This window comes from Streptomyces sp. NPDC087844 (genome assembly GCF_044742785.1).
Classification (GTDB): Bacteria; Actinomycetota; Actinomycetes; order Streptomycetales; family Streptomycetaceae; genus Streptomyces.
On the sequence record NZ_JBIUVD010000005.1, the window covers coordinates 314,132 to 339,848 of the forward strand.

At 70.9% G+C, this 25,717-nt stretch carries 25 protein-coding genes; 9 read left to right on the forward strand and 16 right to left on the reverse strand.

Going from position 1 to position 25,717, the window contains the following annotated elements:
* Positions 1-4: 4 nt before the first annotated feature.
* The 3 genes from ACIOKD_RS13350 to ACIOKD_RS13360 all read right to left on the reverse strand — a co-directional run bounded on the left by ACIOKD_RS13350 (position 5) and on the right by ACIOKD_RS13360 (position 1,934).
* The gene (locus ACIOKD_RS13350; RefSeq protein WP_402082327.1) at positions 5-1,063 is read right to left on the reverse strand and encodes an enoyl-CoA hydratase/isomerase family protein; all 1,059 of its coding nucleotides are present in this window, start codon (positions 1,061-1,063) and stop codon (positions 5-7) included.
* 155 nt (positions 1,064-1,218) lie between these two features.
* Positions 1,219-1,575 (reverse strand): PRC-barrel domain containing protein, encoded by a 357-nt coding sequence (locus ACIOKD_RS13355; RefSeq protein WP_402082329.1) that lies wholly within the window; start codon positions 1,573-1,575, stop codon positions 1,219-1,221.
* A gap of 197 nt (positions 1,576-1,772) precedes the next feature.
* On the reverse strand, positions 1,773-1,934 hold the full coding sequence (locus ACIOKD_RS13360) for a hydrophobic protein (protein ID WP_210885851.1): 162 nt from the start codon (positions 1,932-1,934) through the stop codon (positions 1,773-1,775).
* 154 nt (positions 1,935-2,088) lie between these two features.
* Here ACIOKD_RS13360 and ACIOKD_RS13365 point away from each other — a divergent pair, with 154 nt between their 5' ends.
* Positions 2,089-2,712: a flavodoxin family protein gene (locus ACIOKD_RS13365; RefSeq protein ID WP_402082331.1), complete on the forward strand. Its 624-nt coding sequence runs from the start codon at positions 2,089-2,091 to the stop codon at positions 2,710-2,712.
* A 13-nt stretch (positions 2,713-2,725) separates the two neighbouring features.
* Here ACIOKD_RS13365 and ACIOKD_RS13370 read toward each other — a convergent pair whose 3' ends face one another.
* The 10 genes from ACIOKD_RS13370 to ACIOKD_RS13415 form a co-directional block, all read right to left on the reverse strand.
* The gene (locus tag ACIOKD_RS13370; protein WP_402082335.1) at positions 2,726-3,418 is read right to left on the reverse strand and encodes a response regulator; all 693 of its coding nucleotides are present in this window, start codon (positions 3,416-3,418) and stop codon (positions 2,726-2,728) included.
* Positions 3,415-4,653: a sensor histidine kinase gene (locus ACIOKD_RS13375; protein WP_402082337.1), complete on the reverse strand. Its 1,239-nt coding sequence runs from the start codon at positions 4,651-4,653 to the stop codon at positions 3,415-3,417. The genes ACIOKD_RS13370 and ACIOKD_RS13375 overlap by 4 nt, the downstream gene beginning before the upstream one ends.
* A gap of 74 nt (positions 4,654-4,727) precedes the next feature.
* Entirely contained in the window at positions 4,728-6,332 is a 1,605-nt protein-coding gene (locus ACIOKD_RS13380) for a SpoIIE family protein phosphatase (protein WP_402082340.1), read from the reverse strand.
* Complete coding sequence (locus tag ACIOKD_RS13385; protein WP_402082579.1) at positions 6,329-7,747, reverse strand: sensor histidine kinase; 1,419 nt, start codon at positions 7,745-7,747, stop codon at positions 6,329-6,331. Before ACIOKD_RS13385 ends, ACIOKD_RS13380 begins: the two co-directional genes overlap by 4 nt.
* A 51-nt stretch (positions 7,748-7,798) precedes the next feature.
* Positions 7,799-8,866 carry an ATP-binding SpoIIE family protein phosphatase gene (locus ACIOKD_RS13390; RefSeq protein ID WP_402082343.1) on the reverse strand — a complete coding sequence of 356 codons (1,068 nt, stop codon included), beginning with the start codon at positions 8,864-8,866 and terminating at the stop codon, positions 7,799-7,801.
* Positions 8,854-9,276 (reverse strand): ATP-binding protein, encoded by a 423-nt coding sequence (locus ACIOKD_RS13395; RefSeq protein WP_402082346.1) that lies wholly within the window; start codon positions 9,274-9,276, stop codon positions 8,854-8,856. Before ACIOKD_RS13395 ends, ACIOKD_RS13390 begins: the two co-directional genes overlap by 13 nt.
* A complete protein-coding gene (locus ACIOKD_RS13400; protein ID WP_402082349.1) occupies positions 9,273-9,644 on the reverse strand; it encodes an STAS domain-containing protein in 372 nt (123 codons plus the stop codon). Before ACIOKD_RS13400 ends, ACIOKD_RS13395 begins: the two co-directional genes overlap by 4 nt.
* Positions 9,641-10,492, reverse strand: coding sequence for an STAS domain-containing protein (locus ACIOKD_RS13405; RefSeq protein ID WP_402082351.1), 852 nt, complete (start codon positions 10,490-10,492; stop codon positions 9,641-9,643). The genes ACIOKD_RS13400 and ACIOKD_RS13405 overlap by 4 nt, the downstream gene beginning before the upstream one ends.
* Before the next feature lie 108 nt (positions 10,493-10,600).
* A complete protein-coding gene (locus ACIOKD_RS13410; protein ID WP_402082581.1) occupies positions 10,601-10,774 on the reverse strand; it encodes a hypothetical protein in 174 nt (57 codons plus the stop codon).
* 5 nt (positions 10,775-10,779) lie between these two features.
* A complete protein-coding gene (locus tag ACIOKD_RS13415; protein ID WP_402082354.1) occupies positions 10,780-10,965 on the reverse strand; it encodes a hypothetical protein in 186 nt (61 codons plus the stop codon).
* A gap of 236 nt (positions 10,966-11,201) precedes the next feature.
* Here ACIOKD_RS13415 and ACIOKD_RS13420 point away from each other — a divergent pair, with 236 nt between their 5' ends.
* Positions 11,202-11,576, forward strand: a complete 375-nt coding sequence (locus ACIOKD_RS13420; protein WP_402082583.1) for an ATP-binding protein — start codon at positions 11,202-11,204, stop codon at positions 11,574-11,576.
* 50 nt (positions 11,577-11,626) lie between these two features.
* Here the strand turns inward: ACIOKD_RS13420 and ACIOKD_RS13425 are convergent, their stop codons facing one another.
* Positions 11,627-12,640, reverse strand: a complete 1,014-nt coding sequence (locus ACIOKD_RS13425; protein ID WP_402082358.1) for a LacI family DNA-binding transcriptional regulator — start codon at positions 12,638-12,640, stop codon at positions 11,627-11,629.
* Between the two features lie 291 nt (positions 12,641-12,931).
* Between ACIOKD_RS13425 and ACIOKD_RS13430 the strand changes: the two genes are divergently transcribed.
* The 6 genes from ACIOKD_RS13430 to ACIOKD_RS13455 all read left to right on the forward strand — a co-directional run bounded on the left by ACIOKD_RS13430 (position 12,932) and on the right by ACIOKD_RS13455 (position 23,046).
* Positions 12,932-14,248, forward strand: a complete 1,317-nt coding sequence (locus ACIOKD_RS13430) for an ABC transporter substrate-binding protein (protein WP_402082360.1) — start codon at positions 12,932-12,934, stop codon at positions 14,246-14,248.
* Between the two features lie 67 nt (positions 14,249-14,315).
* Positions 14,316-15,200 carry a carbohydrate ABC transporter permease gene (locus ACIOKD_RS13435; RefSeq protein ID WP_402082362.1) on the forward strand — a complete coding sequence of 295 codons (885 nt, stop codon included), beginning with the start codon at positions 14,316-14,318 and terminating at the stop codon, positions 15,198-15,200.
* 4 nt (positions 15,201-15,204) lie between these two features.
* On the forward strand, positions 15,205-16,029 hold the full coding sequence (locus ACIOKD_RS13440; protein ID WP_402082364.1) for a carbohydrate ABC transporter permease: 825 nt from the start codon (positions 15,205-15,207) through the stop codon (positions 16,027-16,029).
* A gap of 78 nt (positions 16,030-16,107) precedes the next feature.
* Complete coding sequence (locus ACIOKD_RS13445) at positions 16,108-18,720, forward strand: family 78 glycoside hydrolase catalytic domain (RefSeq protein ID WP_402082367.1); 2,613 nt, start codon at positions 16,108-16,110, stop codon at positions 18,718-18,720.
* A 290-nt stretch (positions 18,721-19,010) separates the two neighbouring features.
* A complete protein-coding gene (locus ACIOKD_RS13450) occupies positions 19,011-19,871 on the forward strand; it encodes an alpha/beta hydrolase family protein (RefSeq protein WP_402082370.1) in 861 nt (286 codons plus the stop codon).
* A gap of 232 nt (positions 19,872-20,103) precedes the next feature.
* Positions 20,104-23,046 (forward strand): LuxR C-terminal-related transcriptional regulator, encoded by a 2,943-nt coding sequence (locus ACIOKD_RS13455; protein WP_402082372.1) that lies wholly within the window; start codon positions 20,104-20,106, stop codon positions 23,044-23,046.
* Positions 23,047-23,093: 47 nt separating this feature from the next.
* Here the strand turns inward: ACIOKD_RS13455 and ACIOKD_RS13460 are convergent, their stop codons facing one another.
* Together ACIOKD_RS13460 and ACIOKD_RS13465 are read right to left on the reverse strand one after the other, a co-directional pair.
* Positions 23,094-23,888 carry an SDR family NAD(P)-dependent oxidoreductase gene (locus ACIOKD_RS13460; RefSeq protein WP_402082375.1) on the reverse strand — a complete coding sequence of 265 codons (795 nt, stop codon included), beginning with the start codon at positions 23,886-23,888 and terminating at the stop codon, positions 23,094-23,096.
* 103 nt (positions 23,889-23,991) lie between these two features.
* Positions 23,992-24,954, reverse strand: a complete 963-nt coding sequence (locus ACIOKD_RS13465; protein WP_402082585.1) for a zinc-binding dehydrogenase — start codon at positions 24,952-24,954, stop codon at positions 23,992-23,994.
* Between the two features lie 111 nt (positions 24,955-25,065).
* On the opposite strand from ACIOKD_RS13465, the gene ACIOKD_RS13470 reads away from it, so the two are divergent.
* Positions 25,066-25,698 carry a TetR/AcrR family transcriptional regulator gene (locus tag ACIOKD_RS13470; protein ID WP_402082377.1) on the forward strand — a complete coding sequence of 211 codons (633 nt, stop codon included), beginning with the start codon at positions 25,066-25,068 and terminating at the stop codon, positions 25,696-25,698.
* Positions 25,699-25,717: the final 19 nt, after the last annotated feature.

Sequence of the window (25,717 nt, forward strand, 5' to 3'; positions counted from 1 at the left end):
CGGCTCAGAATTCCCTGAACCCGAGTTCGTTGCCGCCCTCGTCGAGCGGCTCGAAGAAGCGTTCCACGTCGGCGGCGGTGACCTCGGCGAGGGTGGGCGGCGACCAGCGCGGGTTGCGGTCCTTGTCGATGAGCTGGGCGCGGATGCCCTCGACCAGGTCGGGCGTGGTCAGGGCCGCGCAGGAGACGCGGTACTCCTGCTCCAGCACCCGTTCCAGCGGGCCGAGCCGCCGGGCGCGGCGCAGAGCGGCCAGGGTGACCTTCAGCGCGGTGGGCGACTTGGCGAGCAGGGTCTCCGCGGTCTCCTTCGCCGCCGGATCGCCGTGGTCGAGCAACCGTCGCACGATCTCCTCGACCGTGTCGGCGGCGAAGCAGGAGTCGGTCCACTCCCGCTGCCCGGCCGGCTCCCCCTCCGGCGCGGACCGCGCATACCGGTCCAGGGCTTCCCGTACGGGCAGCTCGGCGAGGTCGTCGAGGAAGCGCGGGAGCGAGCCGGACGGTACGTAGTGGTCGGCGAGCCCGCACAACAGGGCGTCCCCCGCGCCGACCGCCGCGCCCGTCAGCGCGAGCCTGGTGCCCAGCTCGCCGGGGGCGCGAGAGAGCAGGTAGGTGCCGCCGACGTCGGGCACGAAGCCGATGCCGGTCTCGGGCATGGCGATCCTCGACCGTTCGGTGACGACCCGGACGCTGCCGTGCGCGGAGACGCCGACGCCCCCGCCCATGACGATGCCGTCCATGACGGCGACGTACGGCTTGGGCCAGCGGGCGATACGGGCGTTGAGGCGGTACTCGTCGCGCCAGAACGCGGCCGAGGCGGTGCCGTCCCCGTCGCGGGCGTCGTCGTGGATGGCCCGGATGTCGCCGCCCGCGCACAGGCCGCGCTCCCCCGCTCCGGTGATGACGACCGTCTCCACGGCGGGGTCGTGCTCCCACGCGGTCAGCGCCTCGTCGACGCGCCGCACCATGGCGTGGTCGAGGGCGTTGATGGCCCTCGGGCGGTTGAGGGTGAGGTGGGCGGCCCGGCCGGCCCTGTGCAGCAGGACGGAGTCTTCACTGCCGGTCATTCACATACCTCCGTCAGGCCGCGGGTCAGGACGACCCGCATGAGCTGGTCGATCTTCTCAGTGCCGCGGACCGCCGGGCGGTCCGGGGCAGCGCGGCGGCCCCGGGACTCTGGAAGGAGTCCCGGGGCCGCGGCGTGATGCGGAACTGGTCCGGCTCAGATGTGCGGGCCGCCGGTGCCGTAGTGCGTGCCCAGCTCGTCGCGGTAGCCCTGGTCACCCAGGTGCTTGTCGCGGTCGAACTCCGGAGCGTCCTTGATCTGCTGCTTGGTGCGGTCGACAACGATCTTCTGCTCGCCCTGGTCGATGCTGACGACCGTGCTGGCGGGGAGCAGGACCTCCTTGCCGAAGATCCATACACCGGTGTCCACCACCAGGTAGGCGTCACCGACCTCGTCGGAGTGCTTGTCGACCTTGCCGATACCGCCGTCCGTGGCCTCGACCTTGTAACCCGTCAGGTCGACACCCGCCAGACGACCCGCGGTCGACTTGTAACCCCATACATTCTCAGTCACGCGAAAACAACTCCTCCGGTAAACAGAGGACAGCGGGTTTCCCCACCGGGCCCTCTTTTTCCGTACGTCGTGCACAGCGATTGCGGTAACCGCCGTCTTTGCGGCGGGTGCCCCTCGTCCAGAACTTCACGCACCCGATTCGAGCCATCGGGAACCAGTGCCGCCACACGCTGCCCGAACTGGACCGATGCGGTCGGCTACCAGCGGTACCAGCGGCCGCTCCCACCCTTCGGGCGGGCGACGAAGCCGATCAGCCACAGGACCAGCACGACGATCGCGACCCACCACAGAATTTTCAGCGCGAATCCCGCACCGAAGAGAATCAGAGCCAGCAGAAGAACAAGAAGCAGGGGAATCATGTTTGTCAACCTCCGAACCATCGTGTGCCCGGTTGATCTCCATCCACGCACACGAATTCACGGGTCGCGCACATTCCGCTGCCGACACACCGCCGGGCCTCCGCCTCTCCGGTGAACTTGGGTATGCGGCCGGAACGAGGGGTACTCCTGCGCCATGACCATCACAGAAACGACCCCTCTGCGGGCTGTCGCACTCGTCTGCACCCTGTCGCCGTCGCCCGCCGCCTCCAGTTCGCAGCTACTGGCCGAGCAGACCATGGCGGCGCTGGGCGAGCACGGTGTCACCGGCAAGGTGATCCGGATCGCCGATCACGACGTCCGCCCCGGAGTGGAGACCGACATGGGGGAGGGCGACGCATGGCCGGCGATCCGGGACACGATCCTGGGGGCCGACATCCTGGTCCTCGCCACGCCGATCTGGCTGGGCCACCCGTCCAGCATCGCCCAGCGGGTCATGGAACGCCTGGACGCGGAGATCTCCGAGACGGACGACGAGGGGCGGATGCTCACCTACGGGAAGGTCGCCGCGGTGTGTGTCGTCGGCAACGAGGACGGGGCCCACAAGGTGAGCGCCGACCTCTTCCAGGGGCTCAACGACGTGGGTTTCTCACTCGCTCCGAACGCGGTCACCTACTGGGTCGGTGAAGCCATGCAGGGCACCGACTACCAGGACCTCGACAAGACTCCCGAGACCACCTCGGCCACGACAGCCACTCTGGCGGCCAACACGGCCCACCTGGCGCGGCAGCTCAAGGCATCTCCGTATCCCGCGAGTTGACCGGAGCCCGCGCTCAGTCGTGGGCGCCGACCAGGCCCACCCGATGGGCCAGCACGACGGCTTGGACACGGTCCCGCAGATCCAGCTTGGTCAGGATGCGGGACACGTACGTCTTGACGGTCTCGCGGCTGATGACCATCCGGTCGGCGATCTCGGTGTTGGACAGGCCCTCGGCGATCAGTTTCAGCACCTCCGTCTCGCGCGGCGCCAGAGCGGCCAACGCCGTTGCGGCGGGGTGCCGTCGGGGTCGGCGGAGCCGGTCGGCGAACGTGCCGACGAGTTGCCGGGTGACGGCGGGTGCCAGCAGCGACTCACCCGCGTCGACCGTCCGGACGCCGTTCACCAGGTCGCGCGGGGGCGAGTCCTTGAGCAGGAAGCCGCTCGCCCCGGCCCGCAGCGCCTCGTACACGTACTCGTCGAGGTTGAAGGTGGTGACCACCAGGACCCGCATCGGTTCGACGACGCCGGGGCCGGCGAGCAGCCTGGTCGCCTCGATACCGTCGAGCAGGGGCATGCGGATGTCCATCACCACCACGTCCGGGCGCAGCCGTCGGGCGATCTCCACCGCCGTGCGGCCGTCTCCGGCCTCTCCCACGACCTCGATGTCCGGCTGCGCGGTGAAGATGGTGACGTAGCCGGTCCGTACGAGTTCCTGGTCGTCGCAGACCAGGACTCTGATCGGGGCGGCGGAACCGGGCCCGGTCATCGCGCTTCCCCGTGTGCCGCGGCTTCCCCGTGGCCGGCGGACGGTATGCGCGCGTGGACGCTGAAGCCGCCGTCCGGCCGGTCGCCGGCCGACAGTTCGCCGCCGAACACACTCACCCGTTCGCGCAGCCCGATCAGGCCGTGCCCGCCGCCCCGGCCCAGCGGTGCGCGTCGCTGGGCGCTCGCTGCGGCGGGCGCTCCCTCGGTGGTCACCTCGACCTCCACGTCCTCGCGGCCGTAGTGGACCTGGACGAGCGTCCGGTGGCCCGGGGCGTGTTTGAGCGCGTTGGTCAGCGCTTCCTGCACCACGCGGTACGCGGCCAGTTCCACCGCGGTGGCCAGCTCGCGCCGTTCGCCGCGCTCCGCCAGTTCCACGGGCTGTCCGGCGGTCCGGGTCCGCTCGACCAGATCGCTCAGTCCGCCCGGCTCCGGGGTACGGTCCGGCGCGGACGACGCGCTCGGGGGGCCGCCGGACGCCTGCAGTACGCCCAGGAGGTGCTGGAGGTCTCGCAGGGCCCGCCGCCCGGAGTCGCTGATCGCTTCGAGTCCGGTCTCCACCCGCTCGGGCGCGTCGGCGAGCAGGAACTGGGCGGCGTCCGCCTGGACCACCATGGCGGTGACATGGTGGGTCACCACGTCGTGCAACTCCCGCGCGATGCGCGCCCGTTCGCGTGCCGTCGCCGCCTCCACGCTGAGCCGGCGCCGTTCCGCCTCCCCGTCCTGCCGGGCCCGTACCGTTCTGCCCACGGCCCAGCACGCCACCAGGATCAGGAACATGAGGACGAAGTCGGGCACGTGCTGGGGCGACCCTCTGTGGTGCAGCCCGAGCGCGAACAGCGTGAAGGCCGTGATCACGGCGGCGACCGCCAGGGCGCGGCGCACGCCGCCGGCGCGGTGTCCGTGGGCTCCCAGGCTGTACAGCGCGATGTACAGGCCCAGACTCGCGCAGGTCTGCGGATAGCCGACGAGTTCATGGACCGCGAACGCGCCCGCGACCAGCGCGAGGCACACGGCGGGCCACCTGCGACGCAGCACCAGCGGGAGCCAGAGGGCTGCCGTCACCAGCAGACCCGGCAGTCCCGGCGAGCGTTCCGGCAGGTCACCGAACTGTGCGCCGAGCGGGGCCGTCACCTGCGCGAACACCGGTGGAGCGAGCAGCACGGTGAACACCGCGTCCCGGCCCACCACGCCCAGCGCACCCCAACGGGCCGCGGGAACAGGCGTGTTCTTCCTCAAGTCCGACCCCACTGATCCGAGCACAGGCAGAGCCTAGCCTCCTGCCGCACCCAGGATGATCCGGCCGCCGAGCCCTATGTGAACAGTGCGGTGATCAGGGCGATGTCGTCGTCCTTGTTCTGCCCGAAGCGCGCGAGGAGGAGGTCGCACATCTCCTCCAGATCGGCCGGCCCGTCGGCCACGGCCTCGCGGAACTCGGCGAGGGTGGCGTCCAGATGCGCGGCCCGTACCTCGACGAGACCGTCCGTCACCATGAGCAGCCGGGTGCCGGGCGGGGCCTCCACCACGGTGGGCGGCGGATGCGGGAGGCCCAGGCCGATCAGCGGACCGTGGGGTTCGTGGAACCGCGGCCCCTTCTCCGGGTCGATCACCAGGGGCGGGATGTGGCCCGCGTTGGCGATGTGCAGGCGGCGTTCGTCCGGTTCGACCAGGACGAGGCACAGGGTGACGGTGATGCCGGGCTGGGACTGGCCCAGCAGCGTTTCCAGCCGGTCCAGTATGTGGTGCGGAGCGTGCCCTTCGATGGCGTAGGCCCGCAGTGCGTGGCGTACCTCGCCCATGACGGTCGCGGCTGTCACCGAGTGCCCGACGACGTCTCCGATGGCGAGCAGCAGGCCGTTGACCGTCCGCACCGCTTCGTAGAAGTCTCCCCCGATCTCCGCGTGTTCGGAGGCAGGGAGGTAGCGGAATGCCAGCTGGACGCCCGGGACGGCCGGCAGTTCCTTGGGGAGGAAGGAGCGCTGCAGGGCCAGGCCCAGGGCGTGTTCCTCGTTGTAGGTCCGCAGGGCTTCGAGGGCGAGGGCGCTGGCGTTGGCCAGTTGCTGCAGGAGCTGTTCGTCGTCGGCGCCCCGCAGGGCGGTCACGGGGACGGCCAGGCAGACGGGTGGACGGCCGCGTTTGGTGCGGGACACCGCGAGCGCGACGTCTCCGCAGAGGTGGTCGCCCGGCAGCATGGCCTGCCACTGGCCGTGCGGGACGCGGACGATCACGACGCCGGTGTCCTGGCCCAGGCTGTGGGCCGCGAGCTGCTTCAGGAGGCCCGGGTGTGCGGGATGGATGCGTACGGTGGCCTGGGCGTCGTCGGTCATGCTGTGCACGGCCTGCGTCTGGGGCGAGAGGAACACCGCGCTGGCGGGGCTGTCCAGGACGGCGGCCGCGCCGCCGGTGGCCGCCGACGCGAAGGAGTGGAAGCCGACGGCGCTGTAGACGTCCAGCGTCGCGTGGTTCAGCGCTATGAGGCGGTGCGCGAGCTTCTCGGCGCGCTGCCGGGCTCTGGCATAGCGCAGGGTGGCGGTGACGGTGGCGAGGAGCTCGCCGGGGTCGATGGGCTGGTCGAGATAGGCGTCCGCTCCCCGTCTCAGCCCTTCCGCGTGATCGTCGGGGGTGATCGCGGCGGCGGAGATCTGGATGATCGGCAGATGGGCGGTCCGCGGGCTGTTCTTGACCCGTTCACTGACCTCGAAGCCGCTCATGTCGGGCAGCCGGACGTCGATGATCGCGATGTCCGGGAGCACGCCCGGTCCGCCGTGCAGCCGGTCGAGGCCCTGCTCTCCCGTGCTGGCGCTGATGACGGAGTGTCCCGCGCGCTGCAGCCAGCTGGTGAGGACGTAGCGGTTCGTCTCGTTGTCGTCGACGACCAGGACGGTCGCGGGCAGACGCTCCTGGGCACTGTCGGTCACGGCCCGCCCTTTCCGTTCTGCGGTCGCTGCGTGTACTCATGGCCCAGATCCGGCAGGCGAACCTCCACCTTGGTGCCGACGCCCACGGTACTGGTGAGGGTCAGGGTGCCGCCGAGCAGCTCGGCGAGGGTGCGGGCGTAGGGCAGGCCGAGGCCGGTGCCGGGCCGGCCGCTCTGGTGGGGGCCGCGGACCTGGTAGAAGACCTCGAAGACCCGGCCGAGTTCTTCGGGCGGGATGCCGATCCCCGTGTCCGTGACGGTGAACAGCACGGCGGGGGCCGAGGGTTCGGGATCGACGTCGATCTCCAGGCGTACCTCGCCCCGCTCGGTGAACTTCAGCGCGTTGGAGAGGAGGTTGCGCAGGATGCGGACCAGCAGCGTCTCGTCGGTCACCAGCGGCGGCTGCTGTTCGGCGCGAGGTGTGACGAGGGTCACCCGTTCGTGTCCGTGGCTGCTCAGGAGGAGGCCCCTGAGGTGGGCGACCAGCAGCCGCAGATCGACCGGCCCCGGATGGATGTCGAGGTGGCCGGCTTCAGCCTTGGCGACGTCCAGCAGGTCGCTCACGAGTGACAGGAGCGTCTGGCCGGACGACCCGATGAGTTCGACCTGTTCGCGCTGCTCGGCGGTGAGGGCGGGCGAACTGGGGGCCAGCAGCAGTGTGGACAGGGCGACCACGGAGTTGACCGGGGTGCGCAGTTCATGGCTGATGTTCGTCCAGAAGCGGGTCTTGGCCTCGCTCGCTTCCTGCAACTGGTGGCGCTTGTCCTCCAGTTCGGTGTGCAGTGCGAGAACACCGCTGTTGGTGGCTTCCAGCTCCTGCGTCAACTCGGTGTACAGCGCGAGGACACCCCGGTTGGTCTCCTCCAGCTCTTCGTTGAGACGGCGCAGTTCCTCCTGCTGGGCGCGGGTCTCCTCCAGTGTGGCGATCAGGTCGCGGGTCCGGGCGCGGAGATCGTCCGCCTCCGTCGACCGGCGAGCGGCCTTGAGGACCTCCGTCAGCCGGGCCTGCTGCTCGGCCGTGTCGGCGGCCTCCGGGGTGAGCGGCTGACTGACGACGATGCGGCCTCCCGCCGAGGCGGCCTCGTACTCGATCCCCGCGAGTTTCGCGGCCAGGTCGAGCGTCTCCTGCGCCGGGGGCGGTCCGCCGGTCCACACGAACGTCACGAGCAGGGCCGTCGGCCGGCCCGGTGGGACCAGGCCGAAGAAGACCTCCAGGCCGCGGCAGCCGAGCCGGTCCCGTCCGAGTTCGCTCAGCGCGGTCGCCAGCCGGACCTGGTCCTGTCGTTCCAGGGACATCGCCGCCGCCGCCTGTTGCGCGGTTCGCCGCAGGCCGAACACGTCCTGGGACGAGGACAGGACGAAGGGCGCCACCGTGCGGCCAGGGCCGACGGCGAACGAGCGGTCGCGGCGGGGCACGTCGCCGCGAGGGCCCGGGTCAGACACCACGCTCGTCCAGCCCCTCGCCGGTCACCATGCCCCCTTGATCACGACGACACTGGCGTCGTCCCGCCGCACTCCTGCCTCTCGCAGCAGCTGACCGGCCATGACGAGCGGTGTGTGGCGCAGCAGACCGGGCAGGGTGTGATGGTCCCAGCGTTCGGTCAGACCGTCGGAGTGCATCACCAGGGCGCCGTGGGCCGGGAGCGGTTCCTCGAACGTCCGCAGTCGCCGCATGTGCGCACCGACGATGCCGGGTGCCGACAGCAGGGCCCTGCGGCCGTCGTCGCCGATGAGGAAGCCGCTCACGTTGCCGATTCCGCAGTACAGCACCCGCCCTGCGGCCGGCTCGATCCGTGCCACGGCGACCGCGCCGCCGCGTGTCCCCCGCAGGGCGAGGTGCACCGCGTCGAGTGCGCCCGCCGGACTGAGATCACGGGTCTCCTGGAACGCCTTGACCGCGGCCCCGCTCGCGCGCGCGGCGAGGGGTCCGTGCCCCAGTCCGTCGCACAGCATCACCAGGATCGCCGGGCGGTCCCCGGCGCCGCCGCTGTCGTCGACGCGTACGGCCCACGCGTCCCCGCACACGGTCTCACCGCTGATGGGCCGCGTCACCCCGGCGGCGGTGGACAGGTCCCCGGAGGCGACGACGGCTCTGCCGTCCGCGGTGCGCGGCCAGAACTGTGCGGCCATGACCGTGCCGCGGCCCGGCACGGAGTGCAGGTCGAACTGGTCCGCGAGACGGGAGACGGCGCCCAGGCCGATGCCCAGCGTGCCCGCGCTGGACGATCCGTCGGCCAGCGCGGCGGGAACGTCCGCGATTCCCGGCCCCGAGTCCACGGTGAGGAACTCCACGCCGGCCTGGTCGCCGGATCGCACCACGCGCAGCAGCAGGGCTCCGTCGTCGGCATGCCGTTGTATGTTCGTGGCGGCCTCGGTGACGGCGAGGGCGACCTCGGCGGACCGGTGGCTGCTCAGTCCGATACGCCTGGCCAGTGTGGCGGCGGCGCCCCGGGCGGCTGCCGCCAGTGAGGCGCCGTCCCTGAACCAGGCGACGTCCTCGCAGTTCAGGGCGACGGCGGCGTTCACCGCACCCACTTGATGATGGTCACGGTCGTTCCCTCGCCGGGCGCGGTGACCAGCCGGAAGTCGTCGACGAGGCGCCGGGCACCGCTGAGGCCGAGCCCCAGCCCGCCGCCGGACGTCCAGCCGTCCGTCATCGCCTGCTCGACATCGGCGATACCGGGGCCGGAGTCCTCGAAGACGGCCGCCACGCCCCGCTTGCCGTTCGCGCTGACCAGCCCGGAACTGACCGTGCCCCCACCGCCGTAGATGAGGGTGTTGCGGGCGAGTTCGCTCGCCGCGGTGATCATCTTCGTCTGGTCGACCAGGGACAGCCGGCACTTCTGGGACAGCGCCCGGATGGCCTGCCGGATGTGCACGAGATCGCCGCTGCGCGCGATGGGGTAGACCTGCGGGTCTTCGCCCGCGGTCCAGGGCGCTGTCACCGCAAGGCCGAACTGGTGGGTTGACGCAGCTTCGCCAGCCCCTTCTCAAGGTCCAGGGCAGTGCTGACCCCGCCGAGCGAAAGGCCCAGCTCGACCAGGGTGATGGCCACGGCGGGACGCATGCCCACCACCACCGTCCTGGCGTCGAGCACGCGCGAGATGGCGGCCACCGTCGCGAGCATGCGCCCCACGAAGGAGTCGACGATCTCCAGGGCGCTGATGTCGATGACGACGCCCCGGGCGGACTTGGCGACGATCTCGTTCGCCAGGTCCTCCTGGAGGTTCAGCACCATCTGGTCCTCCAGATCGAACTGGACGGACACCAGCAGGATGTCTCCGATACGCAGAATCGGAATGCGCTCGCTCATCGCTGCGCACCCTCGTGGGCGACCAGGTCCACACCGGACCGGCGCAGCGCCAGCTTGAGGGCGTCGGCGAGGCTCGCCTTCGTCACGATGTCGTCGAACTCGATGCCCAGCGCGACGATGGTCTGCGCGATCTGCGGGCTGATGCCGGACACGGTGCATTCGGCGCCCATGAGCCGGGCGGCGACGATGGTCTTGAGCAGGTGCTGGGCGACCTGCGTGTCCACCGCGGGAACACCCGTGATGTCGATGATCGCCTGCTCCGAGCCCGTGTCCACGAGCGCTTGCAGAAGCTTCTCCATCACCACCTGCGTGCGGGCCGAGTCCAGGGTGCCGACGAGCGGCACGGCGATGACCCCGTCCCACAGCCGCACCACCGGCGTGGACAGCTCAAGGAGCTGCTCGGCCTGCGCGGTGATGAGCTCGTCGCGCGTCTGCGTGTAGGTCTCGATCACGAAGAGACCCAGACCGTCGAGGACGGCGCTCAAGTCCAGATAGGCACGGATCTGTTCGGCGGTGCCGTTCTGCAGGACGGGTTCGAGGACCCGCTTCAGCCCGAAGACACCGATCGCGGTCTCACTCGGCGAGAACCCCTGGCGGGCCCTGTTCCTCGACAGCTCCGTCAGCAGGGCACGAATTTCGGACATCTGTTCCGAGTGGACGTCGGTGGCCCCCTGACGCAACGCGTCCACCAGGGCGTCGTACAGCTCCCGCAGCTCGCGGTCGAGCTCGGCGGCGCCGATGCGTCCGCCCAGCGAACCCGACACCTCCCGCACCCACGCCGCGGCCAGGTCCTGACCCTCGACCGTCAAGAGCCCTACCAGGTCCGCAGCGCTGTCTCGCTTCGCCATTCCGGCGCTCCTTCAATGTTCATATTTACGTGCCAGGGACGACCTGCGAAGCCTACGGCACTTGCTCTCACGGACATGCGCCGCGCAACCGCACGGGCAACCCGCAGGTCAGCTCGCCGGCGCCTGACGCAGTGTGGGGCGGCACGGGACGAGGGCGTCGACCCCGACAGGTTCGATCACCCGCGGTACGGACTGCCGTGCCCCGGCCACGCGCAGCCGGCCCCGGGCGTCCTGAGCCGCACGAGGGGCGGCGATGAGCGGATCGATGCCGCTGCAGTCCATGCAGGTCACGCCGGTGAGGTCTGCCACGGTCCGGGGCGCTCGGCGCCGGCCGGCGGGTGCGGCGCGTCGCCGATCGCGTCACGGGCGGCATGGTCCAGGTCGCCGCACAGGCTGATGACGCGGACACCGCCGACGTCGGACCGGGTCACCGGCAGATGACCGGACCGTGCGGGATACGCGTCTGTCACCATGTCCTCGACCCGGTTCGCCGACGCGGCTCGGGCCGGAGCTCGCGCCTGAAGCCTGCCCCGACGGCTGGGGCCGCCACGCTCGCACGAGTGGTCGATCCCAGTGGAAGCAGCATGTGTCACGCCAAACAGGGTAGCCGCGAACGGACAACGGGAACGAAGGTGGACAAAAAGTGGAGTCAGTCGGGAGAGGCGGCGCGGGCCCGTCGGAAGCCCATGCCATAGCCGCCTCCGTCTCCATGAGCGGAGGCGGCGCCTGCATCGCCGAAGCACGACGCTTCGCGGCCGACTTCCTGGCCCGCGCCGGAACGGACCACGGCGTGCCCGTCTCAGCCCGCGCGACGGACCTTACGCAACTGGTGGTCAGCGAGCTGGTCACCAACGCCCACAAATACGCCCCCGGCCCCCTGCTGATGGAGCTGCGCATCACCGACGCCGTGGTGGCGGTGAGCGTGCACGACAGCGTCGGCGTCAGGCCCGTGGCCCGCTCCGTCGACCCGCGCAGAGTCGGCCAGCACGGCCTGGAGATCGTCATGGCCGTCGCCCAGGAGTTCCGGGTGGACCTCGAACCGGCCGGCAAGCGCGTCACCGCGTCCATCGCCCTGGCCCACTGAGCCGGCCGCCGGCATCCGCCGCCCTCGCCATGTCCCGGTGAACTGCTCCCTCAGACCGCCGACGGCGCCGAAGTGCTCCTACGGACGACGAGACGCGGCGTCATGGTCGTCCGGACGGCGTGGTCGCGCCGGCCCTCCACCCGCTCGATGAGCAGCCGCGCGGCGGTGGCCCCCATGTTGTGCCCGGCCTGGTCGACACTGGTGAGCTGCACGGTGGCGAGATCGGCGATGGCGGTGTTGTTGTAGCCCACCAGGGAGACGTCCTGGGGGACCCGCAGGCCCAGTTCATGGGCCGCCCGCCAGACACCGAGTGCGGCCACGTCGGCTCCCGTCATGATCGCAGTGGGCCGGTCCGCCGCGGTCAGCAGACTCATACCTGCCTTGTAGCCGCCTTCGTCGGAGTACGACGTCCGGCAGATCCGGGTGTGCTCCGCGAGGTGATGGCGGCCCATCGCCTCGGCGTACCCGTCACTCAGGACGATCTCCGGTGTACGGGCCCATCTGCTCGCCCGGGTCCCGGGAGAGGAGACCAGCGCGATGTTGCGGTGCCCGAGGGAGACCAGGTGGTCCACGACGAGGCCGGCACCGGAGCCGTCGGCGTCGACGACGGAGTCGTGCAGGTCGGACGCGTCGTGGTGGCCGATGACCACCGTGGGCGTCGACTGGGCGGTGGCCAGCACTTCGGAGCGCTGGGTGCTGGGGGCGATCAGGACGAGGCCGTCCATCTGACGGTCGACCATGGACCGGATGGTCTTGTCCTGCGCCTCGGCGTCGAAGCCCGCGGCGCCGATCAGCACGGTGTACTCGCTGTCCCGCAGTTCGTCCCGGACGCCGTCGAGGATGTCGGCGAAGAAGGTGTTGCGGATGTTGTCCAGCAGGATGCCGATGGTGTACGTCCGGCCGCGCATTCCGCGCGCGGCGGCATGGGGGCGGTAGTCCAGCTCCGCCATGGCGGCCCGGACCTTCTCCCGCATGGCCGCGCTGACCCCGTACGCGTTGCGCATGACCTTGGAGACCGCGGCGGTGGACACTCCCGCGTGACGCGCGACATCCGTGATCGTCACGCGCTTCTTCCGCTGTGATCCCTGCTGCATGCGCGCTGCCCCCGGGTGCCGTCCTGCCGAAGACAACGTTCTACAGGACGATCCGGGTCGGGCGCCAGATGTAGTCGGCTTTTCGGCGATGTTGCGGCGCGATGTCTTGACGAGGGCTTTCGCTGCGTGCACTGTGGTGCGCACTTCGACGTAGAGAACGTTATACAAACTCTCGTCCGGACACTCTGCGCAGGGCCTTCGCCGTACGCATCCGTCGCGTTTCCGTCGCGCCTTCGTTCAACGATGACAGGGAGCCATGCTGTGACCACCTCCTCGACCTCCGCCAGAAGGGCCCGCCTCGCCGGGTCGACCGCGGGCGCCGCCGCCATGGTCGTCCTCGTCTCCGCCTGCGGAGGCACGGGCGGCGGTTCCGCTGCGGCACCCGAGAACTTCAGCTACTTGAGCGTCACGGAGAACACGACCGTCAAGACGGCGCTGACCACCCTGTCCAAGGGCGAGTGCAGGACCGCCGAGGACGGTCTGCCACTGAAGGTCGAGACCGTTCCGCAGGCGAGCCTGGACCAGAAGCTGCAGCTGCTCGCCGGGCAGGACGCGCTGCCGGTCCAGTTCGCGGCGGGCAACGCCCCCGCTCTGACGCAGCAGTTGTACAAGTCCGGCAAGGTCGCCGATCTGGAGGCCGAGCTGAAGTCGCTCGGTGTCTACGACCAGTTGGAGCCCGCGGCCGTCTCCACCATCAAGGCGCTGTACGGCGGCAAGGTGGAGGTTCTGCCGTACGAGTACAACATCGAGGGGATCTTCTACAACAAGAAGATCTTCAGCGCCAACGGGCTGACCGTGCCCGCCACCTGGGCCGAACTGGTCTCGGCAGCGGGCACGTTGGCGGCCAAGGGCATCCAGCCGTTCTCGGCCTCCGGTCAGCAGGGCTGGCCCCTGACCCGGCTGATCAGCGGCTATCTCTACCGCAGCCTGGGCCCCGACGCCCTGCAGGCCGTGGCGGACGGCAAGGCCGAGCTGACGGACCCCGAGTACGTCAAGGCCGCCCAGGAAGTGGCCGACCTCGGCAAGAAGGGCTACTTCGGCAAGGGCGTCGGCTCCATCGACTACGACACCTCCATGAACGAGTTCCTCAACGGCGAGGCCGGCATGCTCTACATGGGCAGCTGGGCGCTGGCGAACATCGCCGACGAGAAGCAGAACAAGGTGGGGGCCGACAACGTCGGCTTCATGCCCTTCCCGGCCGTCGAGGGCGGCAAGGGCTCGATCGAGCAGTACCCCTCCAACGTCGGCCTGGGCATCACCCTCGGCGCCAGGTCCTTCGACAAGAAGACCGGCGCCTGGGTGTCCTGCATCGCCGAGAACTACGGCAGCACCGCCCTCAAGGACCAGGGGGCCATCTCCGGCTTCAAGGTCAACACACCCGTCGAGGACAGCAACGAGGTCACCGGGCAGGTCCGCAAAACGATCAGCGGGTCCCGGCAGAACGTGCTCTGGTTCGAGGCCCTGTTCTCCACCAAGGCGACCACGGTCAGCCAGAGCAACGCGGCCGGCCTGGTCGCCGGCAGCCTGAGCCCCGAGAAGTTCATGCGGACCGTGCAGGACGCCCTGGCCGAGAAGTGAGGCGGACGGGCCCGGCGACGGGCCCTCGCCGACGACAGCCTGACACCTCACGAACTGGACACCCTCCATGCACCGCGTACTCGGTGACCGCAAGGCGGTCCTGATCCTCCTCGGTCCCGCCCTGCTCGTCTACTCCCTGATCATGCTGGTCCCCATGGTGTGGTCCTTCGGGTACTCGTTCACCGAGGGCAACACCATCGAGGGCTTCACCGGCAACGGCCTGGACAACTTCCAGCGCCTGTTCTCCGACCCCGCCGTACGGGACGCCCTGTGGTTCACCGCCAAGTACGCGGTCGTCGTGACCGTCGGCCAGGTCGTCGCCGGCTACCTGCTGGCTCTGCTGTACGTGTTCTTCCTCAAGCGGGCCTCCGCGCTCGTCCGTACCCTGGTGTTCTTCCCCGTCGTCCTGCCCACGGTGGCCGTCGGCCTGCTCTTCCAGAAGTTCTTCCAGGTGGCCCCGCAGACCGGCCCGGTCAACTCCCTGCTCAACGCCGTCGGTCTGGACTCCGTCGACTGGTTCGGCAGCGCGGGCCACGCCTTCTGGGTCCTGATCATCATGGACATCTGGCGCTCCATGGGCTTCTACGCCGTGCTGCTCTTCGCCGGCCTTGTGGACATCCCCGAGGAAGTGCTGGAGTCCGCCCGCCTCGACGGTGCCTCCGGCCTGCGGCTGGTGCGCCACATCGTCCTGCCGATGTCGTTCCCGGTGCTGATGTCGTCGGTCATCTTCAGCGTCAACGGCACGCTCAAGGTCTTCGACTCGATCGTGGCACTGACCAACGGCGGTCCCGGCAGCGGGACCACACCACTGACCCTGTACATGTTCCAGACGTCGTTCACCTACGGCGACTACGGCTACGGCAGCACGATCGCGCTGCTGCTGACCGTGGTCTGTCTCCTGGTGACCCTGGTCGTCTTCCGTGTCTCGCGGCGCGACCTCACGGAGGGCTGACCCCATGCCGATTCGCCGACCGTGGGTCAAGCTCCTCGTCTCAGTGCTCCTGGTCGTCGAGGTCTATCCGCTCGTCTGGATGTTCCTGACCTCGCTGAAGTCCAACGACGACTACCTCAACAACTCCACCTGGTCGCTGCCCACCACCTGGGAGTGGGGCAACTACACCGACGCCTGGACCACCGGGCACATCGGCCTGTACGTGCAGAACAGCCTGCTCGCCGTCCTGCCGGCGCTCGCGCTGATCCTGCTGCTGGGCACCGCGGCCGGGTTCGCCCTCCAGGTCATGGTGTGGAAGGGCCGCGGTCTGACCCTGCTGATCTTCCTCACGGGCATGATGGTCCCCGCCCAGATGATCCTGCTGCCCCTGTTCACGGTGTACTTCCGGACCGGCCTGTCCGGCACCCTGTGGCCACTGATCCTCACCTACACGGGGACCGGTCTGCCCCTGACGGTGTTCATGATGGCCACCTACTACAGGACCGTCCCGCGCGAGCTGTTCGAGGCGGCCACCATCGATGGCGCGGGCATCCTGCGCGCCTTCTGGACCATCGGTCTGCCCATGGTCCGCAACGCGATCCTGACCGTCGGGCTGGTGCAGTTCTTCTTCATCTGGAACGACCTGCTGATCGCGCTGACCTTCACCAACAGCCAGGACCTGCGCACCATCCAGGTCGGTCTGCTCAACTTCACCGGCGACTTCGGCGCCACCCGGTACGGCCCGCTGTTCGCCGCCATCTGCATCAACGTCTTCGGCACCCTGGTGATCTACCTCTTCCTCAACCAGAAGGTGATGAAGGGCCTCACCTCGGGAGCCGTCAAGGGTTGACGGCCGCGCCCCCACAGGGCTTCAGCACCGGCCAGGCGCCGGCCGTCCGCACCCGTATCCACGGAAGGTCCCCCACCCATGTCCTCTCAGCCTGCCCCGGTCACCTTCGAGCACCTGCCCGACGGCCTCGGTATCGGCGTCGCCCGGCCACGTCTGACCTGGCGTCTGCCCCGGGGAGCCGCCGTCCAGGACGCCTACGAATTCGAACTCGACCGGGACGGCGTCCTCCACCGCACCGGCCGGACGGCACACGCGGAACAGGTCCTCGTACCGTGGCCCGGCGAGCCCCTCGACTCCCGTGCACGGGTCGGCGTACGCGTACGGGTGTGGGTGGACGGGGCGACGGACCCGACCGGCTGGAGCGAGCCGAGCACGGTCGAGGCCGGGCTCCTGGACGCCGCCGACTGGAGCGCCGTACCGGTCGGCGCGGCCTGGCGCGAGGAGCCCGGCACCGACCGGCGCCCGGCCCTCGTCCGCCGGGCCTTCACCCTGGACGCCCCGGTGCTCCGGGCCCGGCTCTACGCGACCGCCCACGGCGTGTACGAGGCCGAGATCAACGGCCGCCGGATCGGTGACGACATCCTCTCGCCGGGCTGGACCGTGTACGGCGAACGCCTGCGGTACTACACCTACGACGTCACCGAGCACCTCGTACCGGGCGCCAACACCATCGGTGCGTGGCTCGGGGACGGCTGGTACCGCGGCCACATCGGCTTCGACGGTGGCTACCGCGACCTCTACGGCAGCGACCAGTCCCTCCTCGCCCAGCTCGAAGTCACCCTGGCCGACGGCACCACGACGGTTGTCGCCACCGACGGCTCCTGGCAGGCCGCACCCGGCCCGATCCTCTTCAGCGGCCTCTACGAGGGCGAGACCTTCGACGCGCGCCTGCACGACGCCGACTGGTCGGCCCCGCAAGGCGGCCCGGACCAGGCCGAGTCGTGGACACCGGTCGCCACCCGTACCCGCGACCCACGCACCCTGGTCGCCCCCAAGGGCGGCCCCGTCCGCTGCACCCAGGAGCTCGCACCCACCACCGTCACCGCCAGGGGCGACGGCCGCCATGTCCTGGACTTCGGCCAGAATCTCGTCGGCCGGCTGCGCATCACCGTCGCCGGCCCGGTGGGCACGACCATCACCCTGCGCCACGCCGAGGTACTCCAGGACGGCGAACTCGCCACCCGCCCCCTGCGCGGGGCGACGTCCACCGACACCTACGTCCTCGACGGCTCCGGCGAGCAGACCTGGGAACCGCGCTTCACCCTGCACGGCTTCCGTTACGCCGAAGTCAGCGGCTGGCCGGGCGCGTTGACCGCAAGGGATGTGACAGCCCGGGTGTACCACACCGACATGACCCGCACCGGCTGGTTCGAGTGCAGCGACCCCATGGTCAACCGGCTGCACGAGAACGTCGTGTGGAGCATGCGCGGCAACTTCGTCGACATCCCCACCGACTGCCCCCAGCGCGACGAACGCCTCGGCTGGACCGGCGACATCCAGGTCTTCGCCCCCACCGCGTCCTTCCTGTACGACTGTGCCGGCATGCTCGACTCCTGGCTGGACGACGTCGCCGTCGAGCAGTTGCCCGACGGCACGATCCCCTGGTACGTGCCGGTCATCCCCGGCGGCCCCCTGTGGACGCCGATCCAGCCGGGCGCCGCCTGGGGTGATGTCGCGACCCTCACCCCGTGGGTGCTCTACCAGCGCTTCGGCGACCTGGAACTGCTGCGCCGTCACTTCCCCATGGGCCGCGCCTGGGTGGACCTGATGGACCGGCTGGCTGGTGAGAGCCGGCTGTGGGACACCGGGCACCAGCTCGGGGACTGGCTGGACCCGATCGCCCCGCCGGACGACCCGGCGGGCGCCCGCACCGACCGCTACCTGGTGGCGACCGCGTACTTCGCCCACTCCGCCCGCCACCTCCAGTGGTCGGCCCAGGAACTCGGCCACCCGGAACTGGCCGCACGCTACGGGCAGCTCGCGGACGAAGTGACCCGCGCCTTCAGGGCCCGCTATGTGCGGCCGGACGGCCGTATGACCAGCGACGCCCCGACCGCGTACTCGGTGGCTCTGGTCTTCGGTCTGCTGGACGACTCCCAGCAGCGCCGGGCAGCGGGTGACCGCCTCGCGGAACTGGTGCTCCAGGACGATGCCCGGATCGCCACCGGTTTCGTCGGCACGCCACTGATCTGCGACGCGCTGACCGACACCGGACACCTGGAGGTGGCGTACCGGCTGCTGACCCAGACCCGGTGCCCGTCCTGGCTCTACACCGTGTCCATGGGCGCGACCACCATCTGGGAGCGCTGGGACAGCCTCCTGCCGGACGGCACCCTCAACTCCGGTGGGATGACGTCCTTCAACCACTACGCGCTGGGCGCCGTGGCCGACTGGATGCACCGGGTCGTCGCCGGGCTCGACCTCTCCTCCCCCGGCTACCGCACGCTGCGTTTCCGGCCGCGTCCCGGGGGTGGCATCACCTGGGCCGAGGCCCGCCACGAGACGCCCTACGGCCAGGCCGCCATCTCCTGGGAACTGACCGCCTCGGGCATGACCGCGGAGGTCGCGGTCCCGGACGGCTGCCAGGGCCTGGTCGAACTCCCCGGGCACGCTCCGCTGACCGTGGGCCCCGGCCGACACCACCTCGACACCCGCGACCTCGACCACGCGGGCAGCATTGCCGTCAGATGACCCGGGTCCTGGGGCCGTTTGTTGAAGGCCGGTGATATTGCCGATGGCCTCGCCTGCCTCCTGGCCGGACAGTGGCACAGCCGACCACCGGTCGGCGCCGTCGGCAGAGCCGCCGGGCGTGCCATGAGAGTCCTTCGTGCGCCGCGTCCGGTCCGACGGCTCGTCACGGCCGAGAGGACGACTTCGTCGTGCAGCAGCACTCGCAGAACAGCTCGCTCACTCCCGGGACGGTTCCACCCGGGTCCGCCGTCCACAGCCGGCGCGACCGCGGGGGAAGGACCGCGAAGCGGGTGACCGGTGCCCTCGCGGCGCTGGCCGCCGTCGTGGGTCTCAGCTCCCTGGCGACGCCCGGGGCGCACGCCGCGGACAACCCCTACGAGCGCGGACCCGCCCCCACCACGTCGAGCATCGAGGCGACACGCGGTTCGTACAGCGTGTCCCAGACGTCCGTCTCCTCGCTGTCGGTCAGCGGCTTCGGCGGCGGAACCGTGTACTACCCGACGAGCACCAGCGACGGCACGTTCGGCGCGGTGGCGATCGCCCCCGGGTTCACCGCCACCCAGTCCTCGATGTCGTGGCTGGGCCCACGGCTGGCCTCCCAGGGCTTCGTCGTCTTCACCATCGACACCCTGACGACCTCGGACCAGCCGGACTCGCGCGGTCGGCAACTGCTGGCCTCACTGGACTACCTCACCGAGCGCAGCAGCGTACGCACCCGGATCGACAGCAGCCGGCTCGCGGTGGTGGGGCACTCGATGGGAGGCGGCGGCAGTCTTGAGGCAGCCAAGTCCCGCCCGTCGCTCCAGGCGGCGATCCCGCTGACGCCCTGGAACACCGACAAGTCCTGGCCCGAGGTCAGCACCCCCACTCTGATCTTCGGAGCGGACGGCGACTCGATCGCGTCCGTCGCCTCGCACGCGGAGCCGTTCTACCAGAGCCTGCCGTCGTCCACCGACAAGGCATACCTGGAGCTCAACAGCGCGACGCACTTCACACCGAACACGTCCAACACGACGATCGCGAAGTACAGCATTTCCTGGCTCAAGCGGTTCGTGGACAACGACACCCGCTACGAGCAGTTCCTCTGCCCGCTGCCGCGGCCGAGCCTGACCATCGAGGAGTACCGGGGCAACTGCCCGCACACCTCCTGAGGCAGGCACCCGGTAGGCACCCGAAAAGCAGCCGGTGGGCGGTCGTGTGGGGAACGCGGCCGCCCACCGGCGCTGTGCGGGTGCACAGATCTGCGGAGCCGCGGCTGGGCAGACGTACAAGTGAACTCCGGCGCAGGACCGTGTCGGCGCAGGTGGGAGAGGGAAACCGGGTGACGGGAGGACCCGGACGGAGAGCTTCCGCCTCTCGCCGCGCGAAAGTAACGTCACAGGGATGACCGGACGGACGAACGCGCCCCAGTCTCCCCCACCGCAGTCTCCCTCACCGCAGTCACCCCCACCGCGATCTCTTCCGCTGCACGGCCGAAACGCGGAACTCGCCGCGCTGGCGGCCGTGTCGGACCTGCCCGGCGCGGACGCCCCGGTGCTCGTACTGACCGGGGATCCGGGCCTCGGCCGTAGCGCGCTGCTCGCCTGGGCGGCCCGCTCCTTCACGGCCGGACCCGTGCTGCGCGTGCGGGCCAGTCGTGCGGAGTCCGCACTGCCACTGAGCGGAGTGCACGCGCTGCGGTGTGCCGCGGGCGGACTGCCGGGAGGACGGACCGTCGGCGTTCCGGACGCCGGGACGACACCGGAGGGGCTGCTCCGATCGCTGACCGCCGCCGCCGCGGGCTCGCCCCTGCTGGTCTGCGTCGACGACGCGCACCTGTGGGACGCTCCCTCGCGGGCCGCCCTGGGGTTCGCCGCCCGGCGCCTGCCCGCGACCGGACCGGTGCGCCTGCTCCTCACGGTCGCCGGGCAGTACACGGCCGATCCCGACTTCGCCGCACTGCCCGTCCTGACGCTCGCACCGCTGTCCTCGTCCGCCATGGACGCGCTGCTCGACGACACGGCGTGCGGGCCCGTCGACCCGGCCGTCCGCGCGGAACTGCTGGACGAGGCCGAAGGCAATCCGGCCCTGCTGCGCGCGCTGGTGGCCGGGCTGTCCGCCGCGGAACTGTCCGGCGAACACCGGTTGCCGTGGCCGCAGGCCGACGCCGAGGCGCTGCGGAGTGCGGCCGGCGCCCATCTGGCGGGTTACTCCGCCGCCGCGGGCGAACTCCTCCTGCTGGTGGCGGCCGCGCACGAGCACGATCCCGAGGGCGCCGGCGCCGACGCCGACCTGGTCCGCGGGGCGGCGGCGCGGCTCGACCGGGCACAGGCCGCACTCGGTCCGGACCGGCTCCCGGACGTCCTGGTGCTGTCCGGCGGGCGGTTCCGCTTCACCAGCCCTCTGATCCGCAGGGCTGTCCACGCCTGCGCTCCTCCCGACCGGCGGCGCGCCGCGCACCGGGCACTCGCCTCCGTTCTGGAGAGCGAGGGGCACGGACTCGTCGCGCTGCTCCATCGGGCCTGGTCGGTCGCCGGGCACGCCCCGCCGATGGCGGATCAGCTGTCCGCCGCCGCGGCCGACCCCCGCGTCTCCGCGTCCCGCGCTCAGCGTTCGGCTGCGTACGCCCGCGCCGCGGAGCTGACGGCGGACGGGCGCGAGCGGGCGGAGCACCTGACCGCGGCGGCCGGGCAGGCACTGCTCGCGGGCCGGGCGCGGGTGGCCCGCCGGTTGATCGGCCGGGCCCGCGACGGCGCCCTTCCCGCCGTCGTCCGGGGCCGTTCGGCCTGGGTGCGGGGAATCCTCGCGTTGCGCGACGGCCCCGCGGCCGACGCCGGTGAGGCCCTGCTGCTCGGCCACTCCCTGCTCACCGACGACGATCCCGCGCACGCCCTGCTCGCGGGGCTCGCCGCCGCGGAGGCCGCCTGGGCCACGGGAGACGCCGTCGCCTGTCTGCGGGCGCTGGACGCGGCGGACAGTACCGCGGTGGCGACGGTGACCGCCGGGGCGGTCGTGCACGGCCGCGCGGTCGCGGACCTGCCGACCGCCCCCGTCGCCACGGCGCGGGCCACCGTCGCCCGCTCCGTCACCCCTTGCGGGGTCCCGTCCTCGGCGGCCCCCGCCGCCCGGCCGGACAGCCTGCCGCTGGACTACCTGCACGGCATGCGGGCGATGCTGGAACGGGACTTCGGCCGGGCCATCCCCCGGCTGCGACGCGTGGTCGAGCACGCCTGGGAGGAGGACGGGCCGGAGCGGCTGCTGTGGTCGGGCGCGGCGGCCCTCCTACTGGGGGACGTGCCCGCCGCCTGCCGGATCGGCGCGCGGACCCTCGCGGCGGCCCGCTCGCGGGGCCCGGAGGCATCCGTGCCGCGGGCTCTGGAGCTGTTGGCCTACGCGGAGTTGCGGACGGGGCAGCACGCGCGGGCCCGGGCGCACGCGGAGGAGGGAGTGCGTTCCGCCCACCGGTACGGGCAGAGCAACGTGGCCGCCCACCACCATGCCGTGCTGGCCCTGGCGGCATCGATCGCGGACGAGTCGACGCTCGTCGCGCACCACGCGGGCGCCGCGCTGACCACCGCACGGCGTCACGGGCTGATCCAGGCCACGACCCTCGCCGAATGGGCCTCCGGCCGCGCCGACCTGGGGCGCGGGCGTCCCTTCGAGGCGGCTGCCCGGCTCGGCCCGCTGGTCCGCCCGGGCCCGGACAGTGGCCACTTCGCCGTACGCATGCTGGTCATGCCCTGCTATGTGGAGGCCGCGGTGCTCGCCGGACAGCGGGAGGACGCACGCGCCGTCGTGGAGGAGTTCGCGCTGTGGGCACACTTCGGCGCCGACGTGCAGGCCCCCGCCCAGCTGGCCCGGTGCCGGGCGCTGGTGGCCGACGCGGACCGGGCCGACGCGTTGTACGAGGACGCCCTCCGCCTGCACGCGCAGGCGGGCGGCGACTTCGAGCAGGCGCGTACGCAGTTGTTGTACGGCAAGTGGCTGCGCAGGCGGCGCCGTCTTCGGGAGGCAGGCGGCTGTCTGCGGGCCGCGCTGGTCTCCTTCGAGCGATGCGGTGCCCGTATCTGGGCGGACCAGGCGCGTGCCGAACTGAGGGCGAACGGGGCGGCTCCGGCCGCGGCGAGGGCCGGTGCGCTGGAAGGCCTCACGCCGCAGCAGTTGCGGATCGCGCGCTGTGTGGCCGAGGGTGCCACGAACCGGGAGGTGGCGCTGCGTCTGGCTGTGAGCACCCGCACGGTGGACTATCACCTGCGGAAGGTGTTCGCCGTGCTCGGGGTGCGCTCACGGGTGGAACTGTCACGGATGGTCGAGCAGACGGACCGGAACGGGACGTGTCCTGCCTGAGCGGGCGGTCCACCCCTTGGCAGAACGGCGTACGGCGGAACGGCGCGTCACGGCAGGATGGAGTCGACGTATCCGCCGTCGACCCGCAGCGCGCCTCCCGTGGTGGCCGACGCCTGGTCCGAGCTGAGGTAGACGACCATGTTCGCGATCTCCTCCGGCTCGATCAGCCGCTGCAGCAGGGACTGCGGTCGGTACTCCTTCATGAAGGCACGCTGGGCCTCGTCCCAGGGAAGGTCACGGTCGACGAGCCCGTACACGAAGTCCTCGACGCCTCCCGTGTGCGTGGGGCCGGCGATGACCGAGTTCACCGTGACACCGGTGCCCGCCGCCTGCTTCGCGAAGCCGCGGCCCACCGCGAGCAGGGCGGTCTTCGACATGCCGTAGTGGATCATCTCCGCGGGGATCACCACCGCCGAGTCGCTGGCGATGTTCTGGATCCGCCCCCAGCCCCGCTCCGTCATGCCCGGCAGGTACGAGCGGATCAGTCGCACGGCCGCCAGCACATTGACCTCGAAGTAGCGGCGCCATTCGTCGTCGGTGATCTCCAGGGGGTCCGCGGACCCGAAGATCCCGAGGTTGTTGACGAGAATGTCCACCTGCGGCAGGGCGTCCACCACCCGCGCCGCCCCCTCCTCGGTGGTCACGTCCGCGGCCACGGGCACCACGTCCGCTCCGGGCACGTCCTCGGCCAGCCGGGCCGCACTCTCCTCGGCACGCTGTTCGCTCCGGCCGTTCACGGCGACACGGGCGCCGGCCCGTGCGAGACCGGCGGCGATCGCCGCGCCGATTCCCTGAGTGGACCCGGTGACCAGTGCCGTGCGGCCGGTCAGATCGATGCGCATCTCACACGCCCCTTTCTCTGCGTTCGTCGGCTGGGTACCCATTCAGCCACTCCCGCAACAAGGGACGCCTGCTCAGAGCCCCCAGATGGTCGCTGGACAGGGGCTACGGCGTCAGCACGATCCTGCCGAACACCTCACCGGCGTCCATCTTCCGGTGGGCCAGTACGGCCTGGTCCAGCGGAAGCAGCTCGTGCACGACCGTCTCCAGCTCCCCGCGGCCCGCGGCGGCGAACTGTTCGCTCCGTACGGCATGCCGGTCGGCCGAGGTGACGGTGTCCGCGCTGAAGGTGGCGAAGGACAGCGACTTCCGGAACGCCGCGATCATCTTCGTGCCGAAGTCCGCCGGGGGCGGGCCCGCCACGACGCCGACGGCGACCATGCGGCCGTTCGGGTTGAGCCTGTCGAAGAACGACGGCATGTCCTGCCCGGCGACGATGTCGATGATGACGTCGTAGCCGGCGGGAGCGTCCTGTCCACCGTCGCCGGCGCGGTCCAGTACATGGGTCGCGCCCAAGTGGCGCAGACGAGCGCCGCGTTCGGCCGACGACGTGGTGACCGCCACCGCGGCGGCACCGCCCAGGGCCGCCAACTGGACGGTCATGATCCCGATGCTGCCGGCCGCGCCACGCACCAGGACCGCCTCGCCGGGGGCGAAACGGGCATGCGCCAGTGCGTAGTGCGCGACGACTCCGGAGCTGCCGAGCGTCACCGCGTCGGCAGCGGAAAGGCCATCGGGGAGAGGGAGGATCTCCCGCACCGGGACGACGGCCTGTTCGACATAGCCGCCGCCCGTGCCGGTGAATCCCCACACCCGTCGGCCGATCCATGACGTGTCGACGCCGTCGCCCACCGCGGCGACGGTGCCCGCCACCTCGCTGCCGGGTACATGCCCCTCCTTGAAACCGTAGGCGGCCAGAGTGCCCCTTCGGATCACGGCGTCGACACCGCCGACGCCCACCGCCTCCGCGGTGATCAGCACCTGTCCGGCGGCCGGCGAGGGTGTCGGCAGGTCGACCACGACCAGGCCTTCGGGGTCTCCGTACGTCCGGATCGCGATCGCCTTCAATGTCGTCTCCACGTGCTCGGATCGGTGCGCCGCGCCCCGCTGGTCCCGGCGGCTGCTTCCACCTCCCGGACGTTAACGGACGCCCCCGTCCACTTGGGTAAAGTGAGAGAGATGACCGATCGTTTGCCTCACACGCTGCGTTCCGACGCCCTGGACAACCGCGAACGCATCCTCGACGCGGCCAGGAAACTGTTCGCGGCCGAGGGCCTGGACGTACCGATGCGGGAGATCGCCCGGCGCGCCGCGGTCGGCCCCGCCACCCTGTACCGCCGCTTCCCGACCAAGCAGACACTGGTCACCGCGGTCTTCGCGGACCAGTTGCACGCGTGCCGTGCCATCGTCGACGAGGGGTGCGCCGATCCCGATCCCTGGCGGGGCTTCTGCCAGGTGATCGAGAAGGTGTGTGAACTGCACGCACGCGACCGGGGTTTCACCGAAGCCTTCATGTCCACGTTCCCCGGCGCGACGGACGTGGACGCGGGCCGTGCGTACACGGTGAGCGCGGTCGCCGAACTGGCCCAGCGCGCCAAGGAGGCCGGGCGTTTGCGTCCCGACTTCGTCCTGGACGACCTCATTCTCGTGCTCATGGCCAACAAGGGGATCCACACCGCATCGACCGCCGCCCAGGTCATGGCCTCCCGGCGCTTCGCCGGATTCGTGATTCAGGCGTTCGAGTCCTGCCCCCGGCACGCGCCGCTGCCGCCGGCGGCACGGCTGGCGTTCACGACACCCGACGGCACCTGACAGCACCTGACGGAGACGT